General features: G+C 45.1%; 17 protein-coding genes. 13 read left to right on the top strand and 4 right to left on the bottom strand.

What is annotated here, in order from left to right; genetic code table 11:
* On the top strand, positions 1–438 hold a 438-nt coding region (locus ACTIE6_RS12890), incomplete at its 5' end, for a hypothetical protein (RefSeq protein ID WP_439557030.1).
* Between the two features lie 56 nt (positions 439–494).
* Here the strand turns inward: ACTIE6_RS12890 and ctlX are convergent.
* Together ctlX and ACTIE6_RS12880 are read right to left on the bottom strand one after the other, a co-directional pair.
* Positions 495–1,451: a citrulline utilization hydrolase CtlX gene (gene ctlX / locus ACTIE6_RS12885; protein WP_439557029.1), complete on the bottom strand. Its 957-nt coding sequence runs from the start codon at positions 1,449–1,451 to the stop codon at positions 495–497.
* 50 nt (positions 1,452–1,501) lie between these two features.
* Positions 1,502–2,956 carry an arginine deiminase family protein gene (locus ACTIE6_RS12880; protein WP_439557028.1) on the bottom strand — a complete coding sequence of 485 codons (1,455 nt, stop codon included), beginning with the start codon at positions 2,954–2,956 and terminating at the stop codon, positions 1,502–1,504.
* A 253-nt stretch (positions 2,957–3,209) separates the two neighbouring features.
* Between ACTIE6_RS12880 and sufC the strand changes: the two genes are divergently transcribed.
* The 10 genes from sufC to ACTIE6_RS12830 all read left to right on the top strand — a co-directional run bounded on the left by sufC (position 3,210) and on the right by ACTIE6_RS12830 (position 10,068).
* Positions 3,210–3,968, top strand: coding sequence for a Fe-S cluster assembly ATPase SufC (gene sufC / locus ACTIE6_RS12875; protein ID WP_439557027.1), 759 nt, complete (start codon positions 3,210–3,212; stop codon positions 3,966–3,968).
* Between the two features lie 51 nt (positions 3,969–4,019).
* Complete coding sequence (sufD, locus tag ACTIE6_RS12870; RefSeq protein WP_439557026.1) at positions 4,020–5,339, top strand: Fe-S cluster assembly protein SufD; 1,320 nt, start codon at positions 4,020–4,022, stop codon at positions 5,337–5,339.
* Positions 5,340–5,421: 82 nt separating this feature from the next.
* Positions 5,422–6,648 carry a SufS family cysteine desulfurase gene (locus ACTIE6_RS12865; RefSeq protein ID WP_439557025.1) on the top strand — a complete coding sequence of 409 codons (1,227 nt, stop codon included), beginning with the start codon at positions 5,422–5,424 and terminating at the stop codon, positions 6,646–6,648.
* Positions 6,649–6,692: 44 nt separating this feature from the next.
* Positions 6,693–7,073: a DUF5618 family protein gene (locus ACTIE6_RS12860; protein WP_439557024.1), complete on the top strand. Its 381-nt coding sequence runs from the start codon at positions 6,693–6,695 to the stop codon at positions 7,071–7,073.
* A 10-nt stretch (positions 7,074–7,083) separates the two neighbouring features.
* Positions 7,084–7,272 (top strand): hypothetical protein, encoded by a 189-nt coding sequence (locus ACTIE6_RS12855; RefSeq protein ID WP_439557023.1) that lies wholly within the window; start codon positions 7,084–7,086, stop codon positions 7,270–7,272.
* A complete protein-coding gene (locus ACTIE6_RS12850) occupies positions 7,260–7,547 on the top strand; it encodes a type II toxin-antitoxin system RelE/ParE family toxin (protein WP_439557022.1) in 288 nt (95 codons plus the stop codon). Before ACTIE6_RS12855 ends, ACTIE6_RS12850 begins: the two co-directional genes overlap by 13 nt.
* Positions 7,548–7,555: 8 nt before the next feature.
* Positions 7,556–7,987, top strand: coding sequence for a SufE family protein (locus ACTIE6_RS12845; RefSeq protein ID WP_439557021.1), 432 nt, complete (start codon positions 7,556–7,558; stop codon positions 7,985–7,987).
* 28 nt (positions 7,988–8,015) lie between these two features.
* Complete coding sequence (locus ACTIE6_RS12840; RefSeq protein ID WP_439557020.1) at positions 8,016–8,327, top strand: SUF system Fe-S cluster assembly protein; 312 nt, start codon at positions 8,016–8,018, stop codon at positions 8,325–8,327.
* Between the two features lie 115 nt (positions 8,328–8,442).
* Positions 8,443–8,871, top strand: a complete 429-nt coding sequence (locus tag ACTIE6_RS12835; protein WP_056282904.1) for a BrxA/BrxB family bacilliredoxin — start codon at positions 8,443–8,445, stop codon at positions 8,869–8,871.
* Positions 8,872–8,958: 87 nt separating this feature from the next.
* On the top strand, positions 8,959–10,068 hold the full coding sequence (locus ACTIE6_RS12830) for a vWA domain-containing protein (protein WP_056282907.1): 1,110 nt from the start codon (positions 8,959–8,961) through the stop codon (positions 10,066–10,068).
* A gap of 13 nt (positions 10,069–10,081) precedes the next feature.
* On the opposite strand, the gene ACTIE6_RS12825 is transcribed toward ACTIE6_RS12830, so the two are convergent.
* Together ACTIE6_RS12825 and ACTIE6_RS12820 are read right to left on the bottom strand one after the other, a co-directional pair.
* Positions 10,082–12,556, bottom strand: a complete 2,475-nt coding sequence (locus ACTIE6_RS12825; RefSeq protein ID WP_439557019.1) for a PIG-L family deacetylase — start codon at positions 12,554–12,556, stop codon at positions 10,082–10,084.
* A gap of 24 nt (positions 12,557–12,580) precedes the next feature.
* Positions 12,581–13,153 carry a 4'-phosphopantetheinyl transferase family protein gene (locus ACTIE6_RS12820; protein ID WP_439557018.1) on the bottom strand — a complete coding sequence of 191 codons (573 nt, stop codon included), beginning with the start codon at positions 13,151–13,153 and terminating at the stop codon, positions 12,581–12,583.
* Between the two features lie 50 nt (positions 13,154–13,203).
* On the opposite strand from ACTIE6_RS12820, the gene ACTIE6_RS12815 reads away from it, so the two are divergent.
* Positions 13,204–14,979, top strand: coding sequence for a C45 family autoproteolytic acyltransferase/hydolase (locus tag ACTIE6_RS12815; protein ID WP_439557017.1), 1,776 nt, complete (start codon positions 13,204–13,206; stop codon positions 14,977–14,979).
* Positions 14,979–16,241, top strand: a complete 1,263-nt coding sequence (locus ACTIE6_RS12810) for a phenylacetate--CoA ligase family protein (protein WP_439557016.1) — start codon at positions 14,979–14,981, stop codon at positions 16,239–16,241. The genes ACTIE6_RS12815 and ACTIE6_RS12810 overlap by 1 nt, the downstream gene beginning before the upstream one ends.
* Positions 16,242–16,273: the final 32 nt, after the last annotated feature.

Below are 16,273 nucleotides of genomic sequence, written 5' to 3'. Positions count from 1 at the left end.
GTCGCTTCGATGCTGACCATAGGAATGCTGACAATGACAAGCTGTTCAGAAAAAACAAAAGATTCTGCACAGGAAACGGTTGATGAAGCAAAGGACGACATGGATGACAATGTTGCCGAAGCAAAAGCGGATATCAAAGAAGCCGGAAATGATTTTGAGGCGAAAGTGAAAGAAGATAAGGCTTCATTGAAAAAAGACATTGACGACGCAGTTGACAAACTGGACAGAAAAATAGAGGAGGCTGATGCCAAAATGGAGAAAGCTGCTGATAAGGAAAAAGCAAAATGGCGCGAACGCAAAGCTGAGCTTAACAAAGAAAAAGACGAGCTGAAAGCTTCCTGGAACGAGGTAGAAAACGAAACTGCCGAGAAGTGGGATGCATTCAAAGCCAAAACGAACGAGAAAATCGCTAAGGCGAAAGCAGATATCAAAGACTAGGAATTTGGATTAGGGTTATGTATTCAAAAAATGCTCCTGTGAACGGGAGCATTTTTTTATTTCCGGGGTAAATGGATTTCTGTCATCATACACCGCGCCGAGCCTCCGCCGTAAGTTTCAATGTACGATAAGTCGGTATGCAGCAGGCGCGCATATTCGTTCAGCTGCTTGACCTGTGTGTTGGTAAGCGATTCATAAGCTTGTGTGGACATGATCAGGAACTTGTCGGCACGTGCGTTTCTCACCATCAGCATATTGCCCGCAAAGTGCCGGACCTGTTCCAGTGAAATTTCTACAATGTACTTATTGGTGTCTTCCAGCGCAGCTCTTACCATTAATCTTTCATCCGGATCTTTGATCGCTTCCAGGCAAACTACCGCAAAAATATCGCCCACGCACATCAGTACGTTGGTGTGGTAAATGGGTTTGTCGTTTTCGTCAGTCGCATTGAATGCGATGATTTCATAGCCCATAGCTTCCCCAAAAGCAGCCAGCACGTCGGGATGTGTCCGGGGGGAAAAACAGGCGTAAGCGATTTTGTATCTTCTGTCGAGCACCATGCTGCCGGTACCTTCGAGGAATTTGCCTTCTTTTTCGAAGTAAGTGAGGTCGATGATTTCCTCAATTTTATACTCTTTTCCTAGCGCTTCAATAATGTCTTCCCGCCTTTCTAATCGGCGGTTCTGGGCCATCATCGGGTACAATACGACTTTTCCGCTTTGATGAAAGGATACCCAGTTATTTGGGAAAACAGCATCAGGTCGCCTGATATCATCAGCATCATCAAATATCTGCACGTTAATGCCCGCCTTGCTCAGCTGACTGGTCATGAGTTCAAATTCTTCTTCGGCAGTTTGTGCGGGTGTACTGGCTTCGTTTATCGTCAAATCCCGTTGCTGGTATTCATTGGTGGTCGCAGTCTCTTCATTGAACCCGAAGCTGGCAGGTCGGATCATCATGATCCTGGAAGTGGACTGTGGCTGTATCTGGGCAGATGAAGTGATAATGCGCATAGGAGTTTCTTTTTACAGCAATTTACGATCGAAAAGGCACGAATACAATATCAAAATTCACGCAGAACAGGCATGCTCATGCAATGTGATCCGCCCCGTGCACGGGAAAGCTCGGCGGACGGGAGCGTAATGAATGTGTCGTGAAGTGTTTCCGGATCAAGCTCGCCCAACTCAAACTTTTGCAGGATATCTTTGGCGCTGATCACCGAAAATCCCTTCTTCCGAAATGCTTCCAGCGTTTTATCATTTCGGTCGTAGCCTATTACTACACCTTCCTGCAAAGCCAACAGATTACACGAATCTGTCCATTGCTCCCGCTCGCCGTAAGGAAATTCATTGTCTCCGGAATAGATAAATTGTATGGGCTCGTTGCTGCCGAGATCGGTTTTGCTGATATCGGTTAATAGATCTTCCAGATTCTCAATTTCACGCGGCTGCTCAGTTCCCTTTTCGAATTGCAGTATCCTGAATTCCTTATTCGCGTCTGTCGGTGCAAAGAAGTGCAGTACATCTTTTTTACGTGCCTCGTCGCCAAGCCTGGCCAGTGAACCCAGCAGTACCCACACATTCTTTTTGACTTGAGTAAAAATGGTATCAATGTGCATGTAGTCGCGCTTCTTGGGGATCTTGATGATAGTGATCTTGCTGACCACGTTTTTTTCAAACAAAATCTTCATCACCTGCTGCGCGGCGTAAATGCTGGTCCGCTCGCTGCATCCGATCACGAGATGGTTCGGCGCTACCATCATGACATCGCCTCCTTCCAGCGTGCAGCGATGGTAATCACTTGCTTTTTCGTCGTCAGGCAGCAAAAAGTGCTTTTCATTATCAGGTATCTCGATCAGATTGTTCCTAACATGTTCAAACATCGGATGGTAGAAAAATACATACTGCGCAAGGATGGACTCACGAGTCCGGGCAGTCTTCGCAGGTTTGTTCAGGAGAATGTATTCGTTGATCACAATACCTATATCGCGCATGAAAATCAGGTTCGGAAGCGGCGCAAAAAGCATCCGTTCATCAGAGCGCGAGCCGGAGATGAATATCTTCGCGAGTTCGTGCGGGGGACAGGTATGCAGCTCTTCCTGTATCGCAAATGAGCATTTTTCAATACCGCATATCGCGGCTGTCAGCTTGCTGCGCGTGCCGGGTACTTCCAGAATCCCGGCCAGTAATTTTTGGAAATCAACCACGCAATCTGAGTTATAATAATTTTCGGATCCGGGTATAAAAAAGGATCGTCGCGGGTCTGCATCTATTTCAGCAAGCTTTCCCTTGATCTGGCCCGGATCAAGGAAATAGAGCAGCAGCTTGATGTAATAATCGTATTCGTCCCGGCGCATGGTATCCAGGTGAACAATGTCTTCAAAAAGCCAGTCCTGGGCTTTGCTGGGCACTACTTTGCCGAGTCCACGGTCGGGACTGTGGATCAAAAGCCGTTTGAGCCGCCCGGTTTCAGACGTGACTTTTACCTTATAGCGGTGATCTGTTTCAGATGTTTGCATGAAGTGTTACAAATGCTACGAACGCAAAATAAAGGTTTATTGATCAATTAAAAACAGCCTTGCAGTTTGGCGATAAAGTTGCGGCAGTTTTGAGATATAATATCATTTATACGGGAACAAGGGCGGTATTAAAAAGGTTGTAGTTAGGTGTAGCGCACGTTTTCAGCCAGTTGCCTCCATTTTCTTTTACGGCCAAAACGTGTTACTTTTGCGGTAAAATTGCCACGAACTATCTATTAAGAATTAATCAGTTATGCTCTCAATAAATGACTTGCGTGCCTCAGTTGAAGGTAAGGAAATATTAAAAGGTATCAATCTGGAAGTGAAACCAGGTGAGGTACATGCAATTATGGGTCCTAACGGTTCTGGCAAAAGTACGCTGGCATCCGTACTTGCCGGAAGAGAGGAATATGAGGTGACAGGCGGGAGTGTTGTTTTTAATGGAAAAGATATTCTTGAAATAGCACCTGAAGAAAGAGCTGCGGAAGGTATTTTCCTTGCATTCCAGTATCCTGTTGAAATTCCTGGTGTTACTACCATCAACTTTCTGAAAACTGCGGTTAACGAAATTCGTAAATACAGAGGCGAGAGCCCGCTGGATGCAGCTCAGTTCCTCAAAATGGTTCGTGAAAAGGCCAAGTTGGTGAGTATGAACGATTCACTGCTGAAACGCGCATTGAACGAAGGGTTTTCGGGTGGTGAGAAAAAACGCAACGAGATTTTTCAAATGGCTGTGCTGGAACCTAAGCTGGCGATCCTGGATGAAACAGACTCCGGTTTGGATATCGATGCATTGCGTATTGTTTCGGAAGGCGTGAATTCGCTACGCTCTCCCGAACGCGCTACGATCGTGGTAACCCACTACCAGCGTTTGCTCGACTATATTGTTCCTGACTATGTACACGTACTTTATAAAGGAAGGATCGTAAAATCCGGACCGAAAGAGCTGGCTCTGGAACTGGAAGAAAAAGGTTACGACTGGATCAAGGCCGAAGTGGAAGCAATCAGTTAAAAACCTTGTTTGTGGAGTTTCTTGGCATTAAAGTACCTTATTAAAAATTCGATGAGTACCGAAACAATAGATTTAAAAACCAGGCTTGTTACAGACTTTTACGCGCGTGAATCTGTCATGAACGGTGCGGCGTCGTCTGCGCTTCACCAGAAAAAACGTGCGGCGCTGGCCAGGTTTGATAAATTAGGCTTTCCGACGATCAAGAACGAAGAGTGGAAATACTCTAACGTCAAGGAGCTGGTAAGCGAAACATACAATTTCAATGCAGCGAGTGATATTGAGCTGAGCGACCTGGAAGATCTTAAAATTCCGGAGCAGGATGCCAATATCATTTATTTCATAAATGGGCATTATCACGCGGGTTTGTCGAGGCTTGTTTCTTCGTCTGACCAACTGACGATCAGCTCACTTTCAGAAGCAATCAAGAATGATCCCGATCTGATCAATTCTTATTTCAACGAGCTGGCTGGTGAAAGCGGAGACGCATTTACTGAACTGAATACCGCTTTTACGCATGACGGGATCTTTATTCATGTTCCTGAAAATCAAACGGTAGCGCATCCTGTGATCCTCCGTTTTGTAAGTGATGCGAGAACTCAGAACATTGGCAGCCAGCCGCGGAATATTATTTCGGTCGGTCGAAATGCACATGTAAAGCTGGCGGAAGCTTTCAGGACTTTGGGTACCGAACGTTCATTTACGAATGCAGTAACGGAAATATATGTAAGTGAGGATGCAGGTGTGGAATACTATAAAGTACAGAATGAAAGCGATAAAGCATACCATGTGGGTACAACCCAAGTAAGAATGCTTGACCGATCGCAGTTCTACGCAGGAACTGTTACTTTGAATGGACGTTTTACCAGAAATAACCTCAATATTGTTATCGACGGCGAACGTTGTGAAGCATATATGTACGGTTTGTACTTCCCGGATGGCGTGCAGCACGTAGACAATCACACCACAGCGGATCACCGTAAGCCAAATTCAAACAGTAATGAATTGTATAAAGGCATTCTGAGGGACAGATCGAAAGGGGTTTTTAATGGAAAGATTTTCGTTCGTCCTGATGCACAGAAAACGAATGCATTTCAATCCTGCAAAAACATTGTACTGTCGCCGGATGCTACCATGAACACCAAGCCGCAGCTTGAAATTTTTGCAGATGATGTGAAATGTTCACACGGAACGACGACGGGGCAGATAGATGAAGAAGCATTGTTTTACATGCGTTCAAGAGGTATTTCGCATTCAGAAGCGCTCTCGCTGCTAATGTTTGCCTTTTGTGCTGATGTAGTTTCCCAGATCAAGATTGATTCCATCAGAGAGTACCTGGAAAATGTAATTGCTGAAAAGCTGGCTACCAAATAAACGTCCGCATTCATACAGGACACAGCTTATTGTTGCCCAGCTCAATTTTTTGGGTTGGGTATTTTTCTTAAAAATACATCACATGAATACTCCTTTTGATATAGCTTCCATTCGGAAAGATTTTCCGATCCTCAATGAGGTAGTAAATGGAAAGCAGCTTGTGTATTTCGATAATGCAGCCACGACGCAAAAGCCGCGGGTTGTACTGGATGCGATTTCGGGCTATTACGAGCATTATAATGCAAATATCCACCGGGGAATCCATCACCTGGCCGAGAAAGCTACCTCTGCATTTGAGCAATCGAGAAAGCGTTTGCAGGCATTTTTGAATGCGCAATTTTCGGAGGAAATCGTATTTACTTCCGGTACTACCGACGGGATCAACCTTGTTGCAGCTACTTACGGCCGCAAGTTCCTGAAAGAAGGGGATGAAGTGATTATTTCAACCATGGAGCACCACTCCAACATTGTTCCCTGGCAAATGCTTTGCGAGGAGAAAGGCTGCATTCTTAAAGTGATACCTATCAATGATGAGGGTGAGTTGTTGATGGATGAATATGAAAAGCTGCTCACCGAACGGACCAAGTTTGTATCAGTCGTACACGTGTCCAACTCACTGGGAACGATCAATCCTGTAAAGGAGATCATTGAAAAAGCGCATGCGGTAGGAGCGAAAGTGTTGCTCGATGGCGCACAGGCGAGCTCGCATTTGCACCTGGATGTACAGGATTTGGATTGTGACTTTTATTCATTGTCGCTGCATAAGATTTACGGCCCTACCGGAATGGGGATACTTTATGGTAAAAAGGATTTGCTCAATGCTATGCCGCCGTACCGAGGGGGAGGCGAGATGATTAAGGAAGTTACATTTGAAAAAACAACCTATAATGAGCTTCCTTACAAATTTGAAGCTGGTACACCGAATATTGCGGATGTAGTAGCCGCCAAATACGCGATCGATTACGTGGAAACACTGGGAAAAGCCAATATTGCAGCGTACGAGAATGAGCTCCTGAAATATGCAACTGAGGCAGTAAGTGAAATTGAAGGCTTGAAGATCATCGGACAAGCGAAAGAGAAGGTAAGCGTGCTTTCGTTTGTTATTGACGGTATTCATCACCAGGATATTGGTGTACTGCTGGATCAGCAGGGTATTGCTGTTCGTACTGGTCACCATTGCACGCAGCCATTGATGAGCCGCTTCAATATTACCGGAACCTCCCGCGCGTCATTTGCTGTTTACAACACGAAAGAGGAGATTGACCTTCTGATAAAGGGACTGCACAAGGTGAAGCGGATGCTAGGATAATTGATTAGATTACTGCCTCATCAAATTTACAAATACACATATCTATGAAAAATTCAGTTCAGGAGGCAAAGCGTTACCTGGATAACGCAAAGGAGATTCTGAGAGAGAAAGCGAAGAAAGAGGATGGTTTCTATCAGGACAAAAAGTATGTGAAACTAGCCGGACATGCTGCTTATACCGGAGTTCTGGTTGCGTTGGACGGTCTGCTAGGTGTAAAAGGAAAGGGCAGAAAGAGTGTTGACTGGTATTTGCAGGAGCTCGGGAAAATGGATAAGAAGGCGTTAACATCTTTTCATACAGCTTACGACACCTTGCATTTATCGATGGGTTATGACGGTAATCAATCTGCTGATATCTCATCAACCGGCTTGAAGCTGGCCGAATCATTGATTAACTGGGTCGAAACTAGAACTGCTGCTGCGTAATTTGAATGACATGGAAACAATATCGAAGAATGTTTTGATGGATTCTCTGAAAAACCTCCCGGATGAAATCGAGGTTGAACAAGCCATTGAGCAGATAATTTTATTAGCAAAAATTGAAAGATCGCGAAAGCAAATTGATAATGGCGAATCATACACACATGAGGAAGTAAAAAGAGCTTATAATAAATGGCTGGAATAATTTGGTCGAAAGAAGCACGCCAGGATTTGGACAATATTTTTATTTGGCTTGAAGGCGAGTCGAAATCATATTCAAAAAAGTGGATTAACGAAGTGTTTCAAAAAATAGAACTTCTCCAAAACTTTCCTAAAATGGGGAGGAAAATACCTGAGACAAGCATTGCAAATATTCGGGAGATACGTGCCGGGAATTACAGAATTATATACAATGTACGGAAGGATGGAGTTGAGATACTCGCACTGAGGCACACATCACGACCGTTGTCAGAATACTAAAAAACACAATGACGATAAACGAGATACAAGACGAACTAATTTCTGATTTTGAATTGTTTGATGATTGGGAAAGCAAGTACGAGTATATTATCGATCTCGGAAAGCAATTTCCTCCTTTAGAAGAGCAATACAAAACAGAGGATAATATAATTAAAGGTTGCCAGTCCAGAGTTTGGCTTAATGCTTATATGGATGGTAATTTGTTGAAATTTGAGGCCGACAGCGACGCGATTATCGTGCGCGGACTTGTTAGTATGCTGGTAAAGGTGCTTTCTGACCATACGCCCGAGGAAATTGCAAATGCGGATCTGTATTTTATGGAAAGGATCGGCTTACACCAGCACCTGGCGCAGACTAGATCGAACGGACTTGCGGCGATGTTGAAACAGATGAAAACCTACGGATTCGCCTATCAGGCCAAGTCTGTCAATGCAGAATAATTGAAATCATCAGATAATTTAAAATACAATGTCAGATTCAGAATTGCGGGAAGATGTAATAAGGGCGATTAAAACCGTTTACGATCCGGAAATTCCCGTGGATGTTTATGAACTCGGCCTGATTTACGATTTGAAAGTATTTCCGGTAAATAACGTATTCGTTTCCATGACATTAACTTCTCCATCATGCCCTTCTGCGGGTACCTTGCCTGGTGAAGTAGAACAAAAAATCCGCGAAGTGGAAGGTGTGAACGATGTGAGCGTAGAGCTGACTTTTGACCCGCCTTATACAACTGAGATGATGTCGGAAGAAGCGAAACTGGAACTAGGATTTATGTAGAGTACTTCGGTCGTCGGCTATCAGCAGTCGGCTTTTTGTATTAGAAAGTAAGAAAGTGGCTGACAGCCGACAGCTGAAAGCCGAAGTTTAAAAATAACCATCAAAATTAAAGAATATGTATCCACCGCAATTAGTGGCCCCAATGAAAGCCGAACTTGTAAACGTTGGTTTTCAGGATCTTACAAGTGCCGAAGAAGTAGACAACTTCATGCAAAACACAAAAGGAACTGCACTTGTAGTAATTAACTCAGTGTGCGGTTGTGCAGCCGGTGCAGCCCGTCCAGGCGTGAGAGCGGCATTGTCCCGCAGCGAAATCAAGCCTGACCATCTTGCAACTGTATTTGCAGGAGCAGATTTGGAAGCAACTGCGAAAATGCGCGAATATACATTGCCTTATCCGCCATCATCACCAGCAGTAGCGTTGTTCAAAGACGGGGAGCTGATCCACTTTGTGGAGCGTCACCACATTGAAGGCCGTTCTGCCGAGATGATCGCGCAGCATTTGCAAATGGCATTCGAAGAATTTTGTGCTGAGGAAGCCTAGTTAAAAAAATCAGCACATTGACATTCGGCTACTTTCAATTAACTTGGAAGTAGCCGAATCTTTTACAGCCTTTTTAAAATCAATATCATGCGCGGACATCGTTTTTCCAAGTTCATACCAGCCGAGCAAGGTGCCAACAGTAAGTTCGAGCAGCTTTTCGACATTTTTCAGCAACTGCTACTTATGACATCGGGCGACGTAAGCGAGGCGATGTCGTGGCTCAGCGAGCTGGACAGACAATATAATCTGACCAACGACTCTTACGGAATCGGCGACTTTTTTGATGACCTGAAAAAGAAAGGCTACATCACCGAAGAGCGGCAGGAAGGTGAAAACAAGCTGATCATGACGCCGAAGGCAGAAAAAAGCATCCGGAAAAGTGCATTGGATGAAATCTTCGGAAAACTAAAACGATCCAAATCCGGCGGTAACCACCACACCCCGCATTTGGGAGTAGGGGATGAGCTTAGCAGCGACGTGCGCCAGTTCCAGTTTGGCGATACGCTGGATCAGATTGCAATGACGGAGTCGATCAAAAACGCCCAGGTGAATCACGGTATCGGCGATTTTATGCTGATGGAAAATGACCTGGAAGTAGTGGAGCGTGAGCAAAAAACGACTACTGCCACTGTGGTCATGATCGATATCAGTCACTCTATGATCCTGTACGGTGAAGACCGCATTACGCCGGCAAAAAAAGTTGCATTGGCACTTGCTGAACTGATCCGGAGCAAGTACCCGAAAGATTCGCTTGACATTATTGTTTTTGGGAATGATGCCTGGCAGATCCAGATCAAAGATTTACCTTATCTCGAAGTCGGGCCTTATCACACCAATACAGTCGCAGGTCTTGAACTGGCCATGGACATTCTGCGCCGCAAAAAGACGCGGAATAAGCAGATTTTCATGATCACTGATGGAAAACCAACTTGCCTCAAAGAAGGAATCCGATACTATAAGAACAGCTTCGGGTTGGACCGTAAGATCATCAACAAGACACTTACACTTGCAGCACAATGTCGCAGGCTGGATATTCCCGTCACTACTTTTATGATCGCCACCGATCCTTATCTCAAACAGTTTGTTCAAAACTTCACCCAAGTCAATAACGGCCGCGCCTATTACAGCAACCTGCAAGGATTAGGCGGGTTCGTTCTGGAAGATTTTCAGCGCAACCGCCGAAAGAATGTAAAGTAACCTTTTGTTAAGGTCACTTTTTACCAACCGAAATCATATTTGCAAACAGGCGGTAAGCTCCGGTTACCCCCGCAGGCAGCTCACGAAAAAAGGAAAGGCCGGTATAGATATAGTGGCCTTTTCCATATTGAGCGTACAGTAAGCTACCTTCCTTCGCACTCTCAGATTCATCATTGGCCGAAAACAGTGCCTTATAATTCTGCTTGTCCCAATCCTGGGCAAAATAAAGTCCGCGTTCCTGGATCCAACCCTCAAAATCCTGTTTGGTGATCTTGTTGGGATAATTCAGGATCGGACTGTCCGGTTGTAAAAACCGCATTTCTGCATCTTCTTCGGTTACCCGCTCGCGGCCGAGCTCAATTTTGTAAGGACCGATTTCCTTCACTTTCTGGCCAGGAATGGTGTATTGTACCACCATGGTACCCCCATTTTTTACATAGTCCATCAGTTTGCCCTGATAGTTCGTGAGGTAATCTTCTGTATTATATGCCCGAACACCAACAACTATCGCGTCAAACACGCTCAGATCCTTCGACAGCCCATTTGCATTCAGCATGGTAACCTGGCAATCCATCTGGCGCAATGCAGTAGGTACATCATCGCCGGCACCTGCGATGTAGCCAATGTTTTTAGCGGTGGTTTTTACATCTATTTTCGCCAGTTTGGCCTCCGAGACTGGGAAGATCGTTTGTGACGGAATGTGGCGGTAAGCGATCGTTCGGATAGATTTATCGAAAGTTGCACCATTTACAATTGCAACAGCTTTCAACGAAACTTCCTGATTATTGATCGGCGGTGTGATTATAAATGAAAAGTATTGCTGCTCATATTTATTGATTAGCGAAAAATTTACAGATTCCGGTACAGACTTCCAGCCTGCTGGTATCTGTGGTTTGAGTATCCCGCTTACCTTGCTTTTCTGCGCCTCCACTACCATTGTAACCGTTTTCGGCTCAGCCGAAGCGAAGATGTAAACCGGCTCCGCGATGGTCGTGGTTACTGCCGGGCGTATCTCAAACGGGCGATAAATTTCGCCCTCGGCAGGATCAGTGTATTTGAAAATCCACGGTCTGGCGAATGTAAAACGCTGACCATCTATCTCGAATGTAAATTCAGTTACAGTTCGCGGCCTGTTTTCAGGAAAGCCAATATCCTGCTGCTTTTCTATCTGAAAAACGCCTTTATCAATAGGCCTTTCAAGCCAGTAGGGTTGACTTATAGGCATATCAGCTGGCAGCTTGCTTTTTGCTTTATAAACATCCAGTTGATTCGGGGGGATTGCGACAGTAGCAAGGGGTTTGGAAAACTGACCAAACCAACGCAGCGAAACCAGCTTGACAAGGTAATCGGACCTTTTTACCAATGTAATATTCAAGTCCACAGAATCACCGGCAACAGCTGAAAAATCGGTAGGATTACTTTCAAACCAGAGACCGGCGCACTGAACAATCAATTCGGCGATTTCTTCTTTTTTCGTTTTTACGTAAATGTCCGATGTATCAAGCTTATTAAGTTCCGCATTGATTTTCAGCAAATCAGGAATAGATGCCGAAGGCTTTGCAACTGAAAAATTCTTGATTGCATTTGTAACCAAAGCTTGTACCTTTTCACCTCCCTTTACTCTTTTCCACGTTAAATCAATGTCATCAAACACTGTTTCACGAGCCGGAACACCTGCTTTATGTAGCAGAAAGTCCATCCGAAACCCGCGTTGCGGAGCACTGCCAAAACCTTGACTCTTATGTTGGCTGCGACTTTCGGCTGCTATTTCAGTGTACGATTTTCCGAGTACTGCATTGTATCCCCCGATTTCTACCGGAATAAACGGGGCCTTTTCCTCCATTGGTTTGCTGTTCGTAAAGCCAGGTGTATAGGTATTCCAAACCAGTCTTTTTGCCTGCCAGGGTTTTACGAATTTCAGCTGATCGGGATATGCATTCGGATCGGCTGCCAATTTGAAACCTTCTTCGGCGAGGTAAGCGGAAGTTTGGTGGTGCCCGTGGCCGGCGCGTGGATCAGGTGGAAACCGGGTAATGATGACGTCGGGACGAAATTTCCTGATCAGCCACACCACATCTCCCTGCACTTTTTTAGCATCCCAGAAATGCAGGGTTTCATCCCGTGTTTTGGAAAAACCAAAATCATAAGCCCTCGAAAAAAACTGCTGCGCACCGTCAATGCGCCTTGCTCCGAGCAACTCCTGCGTTCTGATCACACCGATATTGTAGCCCTGCTCTGCGCCGATCAGGTTTTGTCCGCCGTCGCCCCTGGTTAAAGACAGGTACCCGGTTCGCACCATCTGATCTTTGGACAGGTAGGATAGCATCAATGTATTCTCATCGTCGGGGTGGGCCGCAATGTACAGTACGGAGCCAAGTACATTTAGTTTTTTGATATTCTGATAAATCTCGCTGGAAGAGAGTGTCGGGTTTTGAGCAGAGACTGTAAAGAAGGTAAATGCAAGAACAATCGTAAAAAATCGGCGCATAGATGGTTATATTAAAGGCTTGGGTCAGGATGATAGTGTCCAGGTCAGTACGTAATCTTCAAAGGTATTGTAAGCCACTGGAAGTGTCAGGTATGTACCTTTACTTGCAAGCAAAACTTCAAATCTGCCATTTTGGTTGCTTTTAAAGGGCTTTATCGTAATGTGCTTTTTTAAATCAAGCTCAGCATCGCCGGCATACTTGAATGCAGATTCCTTGGCCGACCAGATCAGGTGCAGTAAAAGATTATCAGCTGCATTGATCCATTGTTGCTCTTCATCATTCAGGAAATAATCCATTCCTTTTGAAATGGAAGGTTTCATCTGCTGGATATCCAGGCCAACTGATTGATCAGACACATATACAGCTGCAAAATCGCCTGAATGCGACATGGACAGCTGATAGGAACTATCGGGAATATGCGGTTTTCTGTTAGTATCGTAATGCACTACCGGCGGCCGCGAAGTAAGTTCCTGGATCAACATGCGGCAGGCAAGCCACTCTTGCTTTCTTTTGTCTTTTGCAATGGTTTCCAATTGTGTAAATGCTTTCTCGGGAAGGTTAACCAGGTTCCGTAGCTCCTGCCAGCTTTCGGTCATGCGCCAAATTCCAAGCCGGGCTTGCGGTGAAATGGTTTTTATACAACAAATTGGCATTAATCGTTAATTTTGATCATAAAACAACTGCGCATTTTTACCTGCGCATTGCATTCATTATGTGGCCTACAAACAAAATAGCCCGATCCGTTCTCAAAGCGCTTTCCATTTTCCTGTTGGTGATCGGAATATTGTTCGGGCTTTTCCTGTGGCGGATCAATCTTCCTGCCCCGAAAATTGAAAGTAATAAAACTCCTGAAAGTTACAAACGGGTACAGCTTGGGAAAGATCATTATGCGGTGGGTAACTGCTGGCTGAAAAAGAATAAGCATGGGATTTGGGAAATGTACCTGGAAGGTGCGCCTTATGAACGCGGACTGATTTATGGCGTTCTCTCAAAGGAGCTAATGGAAAAGCAGGAGGTGCATTTTGTAGGACAGATCAAGGAATTGATCCCGAGTTCTATGTTTTTGCAGGTGCTGAAAGGTTTCGTAGGCTGGTTTAACCGGGACATTTATAAGTACATTCCCGAGGAAAATCAGCAGGAGATTTATGGCGTGTCCAAATCCTTTTCGGATCAGTTTAACTACATCGCGCCCAAATATTACCGTATTATGAACTACCACGCGGCGCACGATATCGGTCACGCGCTGGCGGACATGAATGTGGTAGTAGGCTGCACCTCTTTTGCAGTCAAAAATGGCTTGTCTAGCGATTCGACTTTGCTGATCGCGCGCAACTTTGACTTTTATATGGGCGATGCATTTGCCGAGGACAAGCTGATCGTCTTTATGAAACCGGATAAAGGATATAAGTTCGCCTCTTATTCCTGGGCCGGGTTGACGGGCGTAGTGTCAGGTATGAATGAAAAAGGTGTAACTGTAACATTGAATGCTTCCAAATCGGATGTTCCATTTACGGCCAAAGAACCTATCTCCATTCTCGCACGGGAAATCCTGCAATACGCTTCCAATATTGAAGAAGCAACAAAAATCGCAGAGCGAAGTGAGACTTTCGTATCAGAGTCGCTGCTGATCGGTTCTGCGGCTGACAAGAAGGCGGTGATCATTGAAAAGTCGCCCCAAAAAATGGATGTGTATGAATCAGGAAAAGATTACCTCATTTGCGCCAACCATTACCAGGGCAGTACATTTACCAGCGATTCGGTAAACATCAAAAATATTGCTACCTCCGATTCGAAGGCGCGGTTTGACAGGATGACGCAGTTAATGGAACGTTCTTACCCGCTCGATGTGAATGAAGCCGCGGCTATTTTGCGGGATAAGAATGGTATTGATGACAAATTCATCGGATACGGAAACGCAAAATCGCTCAATCAGCTGATCGCGCACCACGGTATCCTTTTCAAACCGGAACAGAAAGAAATGTGGATATCGACGCCGCCTTACCAGCTTGGTGCATTCATTCATTATAATCTGAACGATGTTTTTGCCGGGAAGATCAACGCGGAAAGTGCTCAGATAATCAGTGCAGATCCATTCCTGAAATCACCAGACTACCGCAAATTTGAGGCTTTCAAGGAGACAAGGAGTAAGATCAACAAGTTGGTTATCATGGGAATTCCATTTGAACTGACTCCTGCTGCTGAACAAAGCTTTATCGCAAATAACCCTAAAAGTTATGTAACCTATGTGAGCCTGGGTGATTATTTCAAAGCCAAAGAAGATACTGACAAGGCAGTCAGCTACTATCAGCAGGCGCTTAAAATGGATGTGGCCTCGGTTCGTGAAGCAGAAGGTATCAAACAGAAGATATTGGATGTCGAAAAAGGCAAGAGATCGGGGTTACATATTAAATTGAACAATTAATGAGTCAAACAGCATACCGCGGGGCGCAGGATAACCGCCTGAAATATTTGTTGTCTTACGTGAGTGACCATTCCCCTTATTACCAGCGCGTTTTCAGGGAGCATGGTGTTGATATTGAGGCTGTATTTAAAATTGCAGATCTGTCCGCACTTCCATTCACAACGAAAGATGACCTGGCTGCGGCGAATGATGATTTTCTTTGCGTGCCCAAAAGCCGGATCGCGGACTATGTAACAACCTCAGGCACGCTCAGTGATCCGGTCGCATTCTACCTTACTGATTCCGATATAGAAAGATTGGCTACAAACGAAGCGGAGTCTTTCAAATGTGCCGGTGGAAGTGAGCGCGATATTTACCAGTTAATGACCACCATCGACCGCAGGTTTATGGCCGGACTTGCCTACTGGATGGGTGCACGAAAAATGGGCGCGGGTATGATCCGCGTCGGGCCAGGGGCACCTTACCTGCAATGGGAGTCAATCCGAAGGTTTTCACCCACTGTTATTATTGCGATACCTTCGTTTATACCAAGGCTGATAGACTATGCACTCGCGAACGGGATCGATTTTCAGTCTTCGAGTATCCAGTCGATCATCTGCATTGGCGAGCCGATCCGCAATCCTGATTTTACATTTAATGAACTGGGAAAAAGGATCACTTCTCAATGGAATGTGAAACTGTTCTCTACCTATGCATCCACCGAAATGGGCGCCGCATTTACCGAATGTAGTGAAGGGAAAGGTGGACATTTGAATCCTGACCTGCTGATCCTTGAAGTAGTGGATGAGGACGGTAAGGCGGTTGAAGAAGGCGAACTTGGGGAAGTAGTTGTTACAACCCTGGGTGTGGAAGGTATGCCGCTGCTCCGCTATAAAACGGGAGATCTTTGTCATGTATATTATAGTCCGTGCGCGTGTGGCCGCACGAGTCCGCGACTTGGCCCTGTTGTGGGCAGGAAGCAGCAGATGATCAAATTCAAGGGTACAACCATTTTTCCGCCAGCTATTTTCGATGTACTTGATATGGTCAGTGAAATAGAGCTGTATCAGGTTGTGGTATCCAAAAATGAGTTTGGAAATGATGAGATAACTGTGCTGCTAGCCATGCATTTACATACGCCGGCATTCCGTGAAATGCTCCATTCATTATTCAAATCAAGGCTCCGGGTAACGCCCGTTTTTGAGTTTATAACCGCTGAAGAACTCTCCTCCCGAATCTTCCGCCAGGAAAAACGCAAACCTGAAAAATTGATATATATTTGATCCTCTATTATTTAAATATACATCAGTCAGTC

This window comes from Dyadobacter sp., from assembly GCF_051859145.1.
Classification (GTDB): domain Bacteria; phylum Bacteroidota; class Bacteroidia; order Cytophagales; family Spirosomataceae; genus Dyadobacter.
Note: the sequence above shows the minus strand (reverse complement) of the source record. Positions and strands in the feature narration are given on the sequence as shown.

Excerpts from the sequence above, each read along its gene's own strand:
- ACTIE6_RS12850 (WP_439557022.1), top strand. The coding sequence starts at position 7,260 with ATGGCTGGAATAATTTGGTCGAAAGAAGCACGCCAGGATTTGGACAAT.
- ACTIE6_RS12840 (WP_439557020.1), top strand. The coding sequence starts at position 8,016 with ATGTCAGATTCAGAATTGCGGGAAGATGTAATAAGGGCGATTAAAACC.
- sufD (WP_439557026.1), top strand. The coding sequence starts at position 4,020 with ATGAGTACCGAAACAATAGATTTAAAAACCAGGCTTGTTACAGACTTT.
- sufC (WP_439557027.1), top strand. The coding sequence starts at position 3,210 with ATGCTCTCAATAAATGACTTGCGTGCCTCAGTTGAAGGTAAGGAAATA.
- ACTIE6_RS12810 (WP_439557016.1), top strand. The coding sequence starts at position 14,979 with ATGAGTCAAACAGCATACCGCGGGGCGCAGGATAACCGCCTGAAATAT.
- ACTIE6_RS12880 (WP_439557028.1), bottom strand. The coding sequence starts at position 2,956 with ATGCAAACATCTGAAACAGATCACCGCTATAAGGTAAAAGTCACGTCT.
- ctlX (WP_439557029.1), bottom strand. The coding sequence starts at position 1,451 with ATGCGCATTATCACTTCATCTGCCCAGATACAGCCACAGTCCACTTCC.
- ACTIE6_RS12865 (WP_439557025.1), top strand. The coding sequence starts at position 5,422 with ATGAATACTCCTTTTGATATAGCTTCCATTCGGAAAGATTTTCCGATC.
- ACTIE6_RS12845 (WP_439557021.1), top strand. The coding sequence starts at position 7,556 with ATGACGATAAACGAGATACAAGACGAACTAATTTCTGATTTTGAATTG.
- ACTIE6_RS12855 (WP_439557023.1), top strand. The coding sequence starts at position 7,084 with ATGGAAACAATATCGAAGAATGTTTTGATGGATTCTCTGAAAAACCTC.
- ACTIE6_RS12830 (WP_056282907.1), top strand. The coding sequence starts at position 8,959 with ATGCGCGGACATCGTTTTTCCAAGTTCATACCAGCCGAGCAAGGTGCC.
- ACTIE6_RS12820 (WP_439557018.1), bottom strand. The coding sequence starts at position 13,153 with ATGACCGAAAGCTGGCAGGAGCTACGGAACCTGGTTAACCTTCCCGAG.
- ACTIE6_RS12825 (WP_439557019.1), bottom strand. The coding sequence starts at position 12,556 with ATGCGCCGATTTTTTACGATTGTTCTTGCATTTACCTTCTTTACAGTC.
- ACTIE6_RS12835 (WP_056282904.1), top strand. The coding sequence starts at position 8,443 with ATGTATCCACCGCAATTAGTGGCCCCAATGAAAGCCGAACTTGTAAAC.
- ACTIE6_RS12860 (WP_439557024.1), top strand. The coding sequence starts at position 6,693 with ATGAAAAATTCAGTTCAGGAGGCAAAGCGTTACCTGGATAACGCAAAG.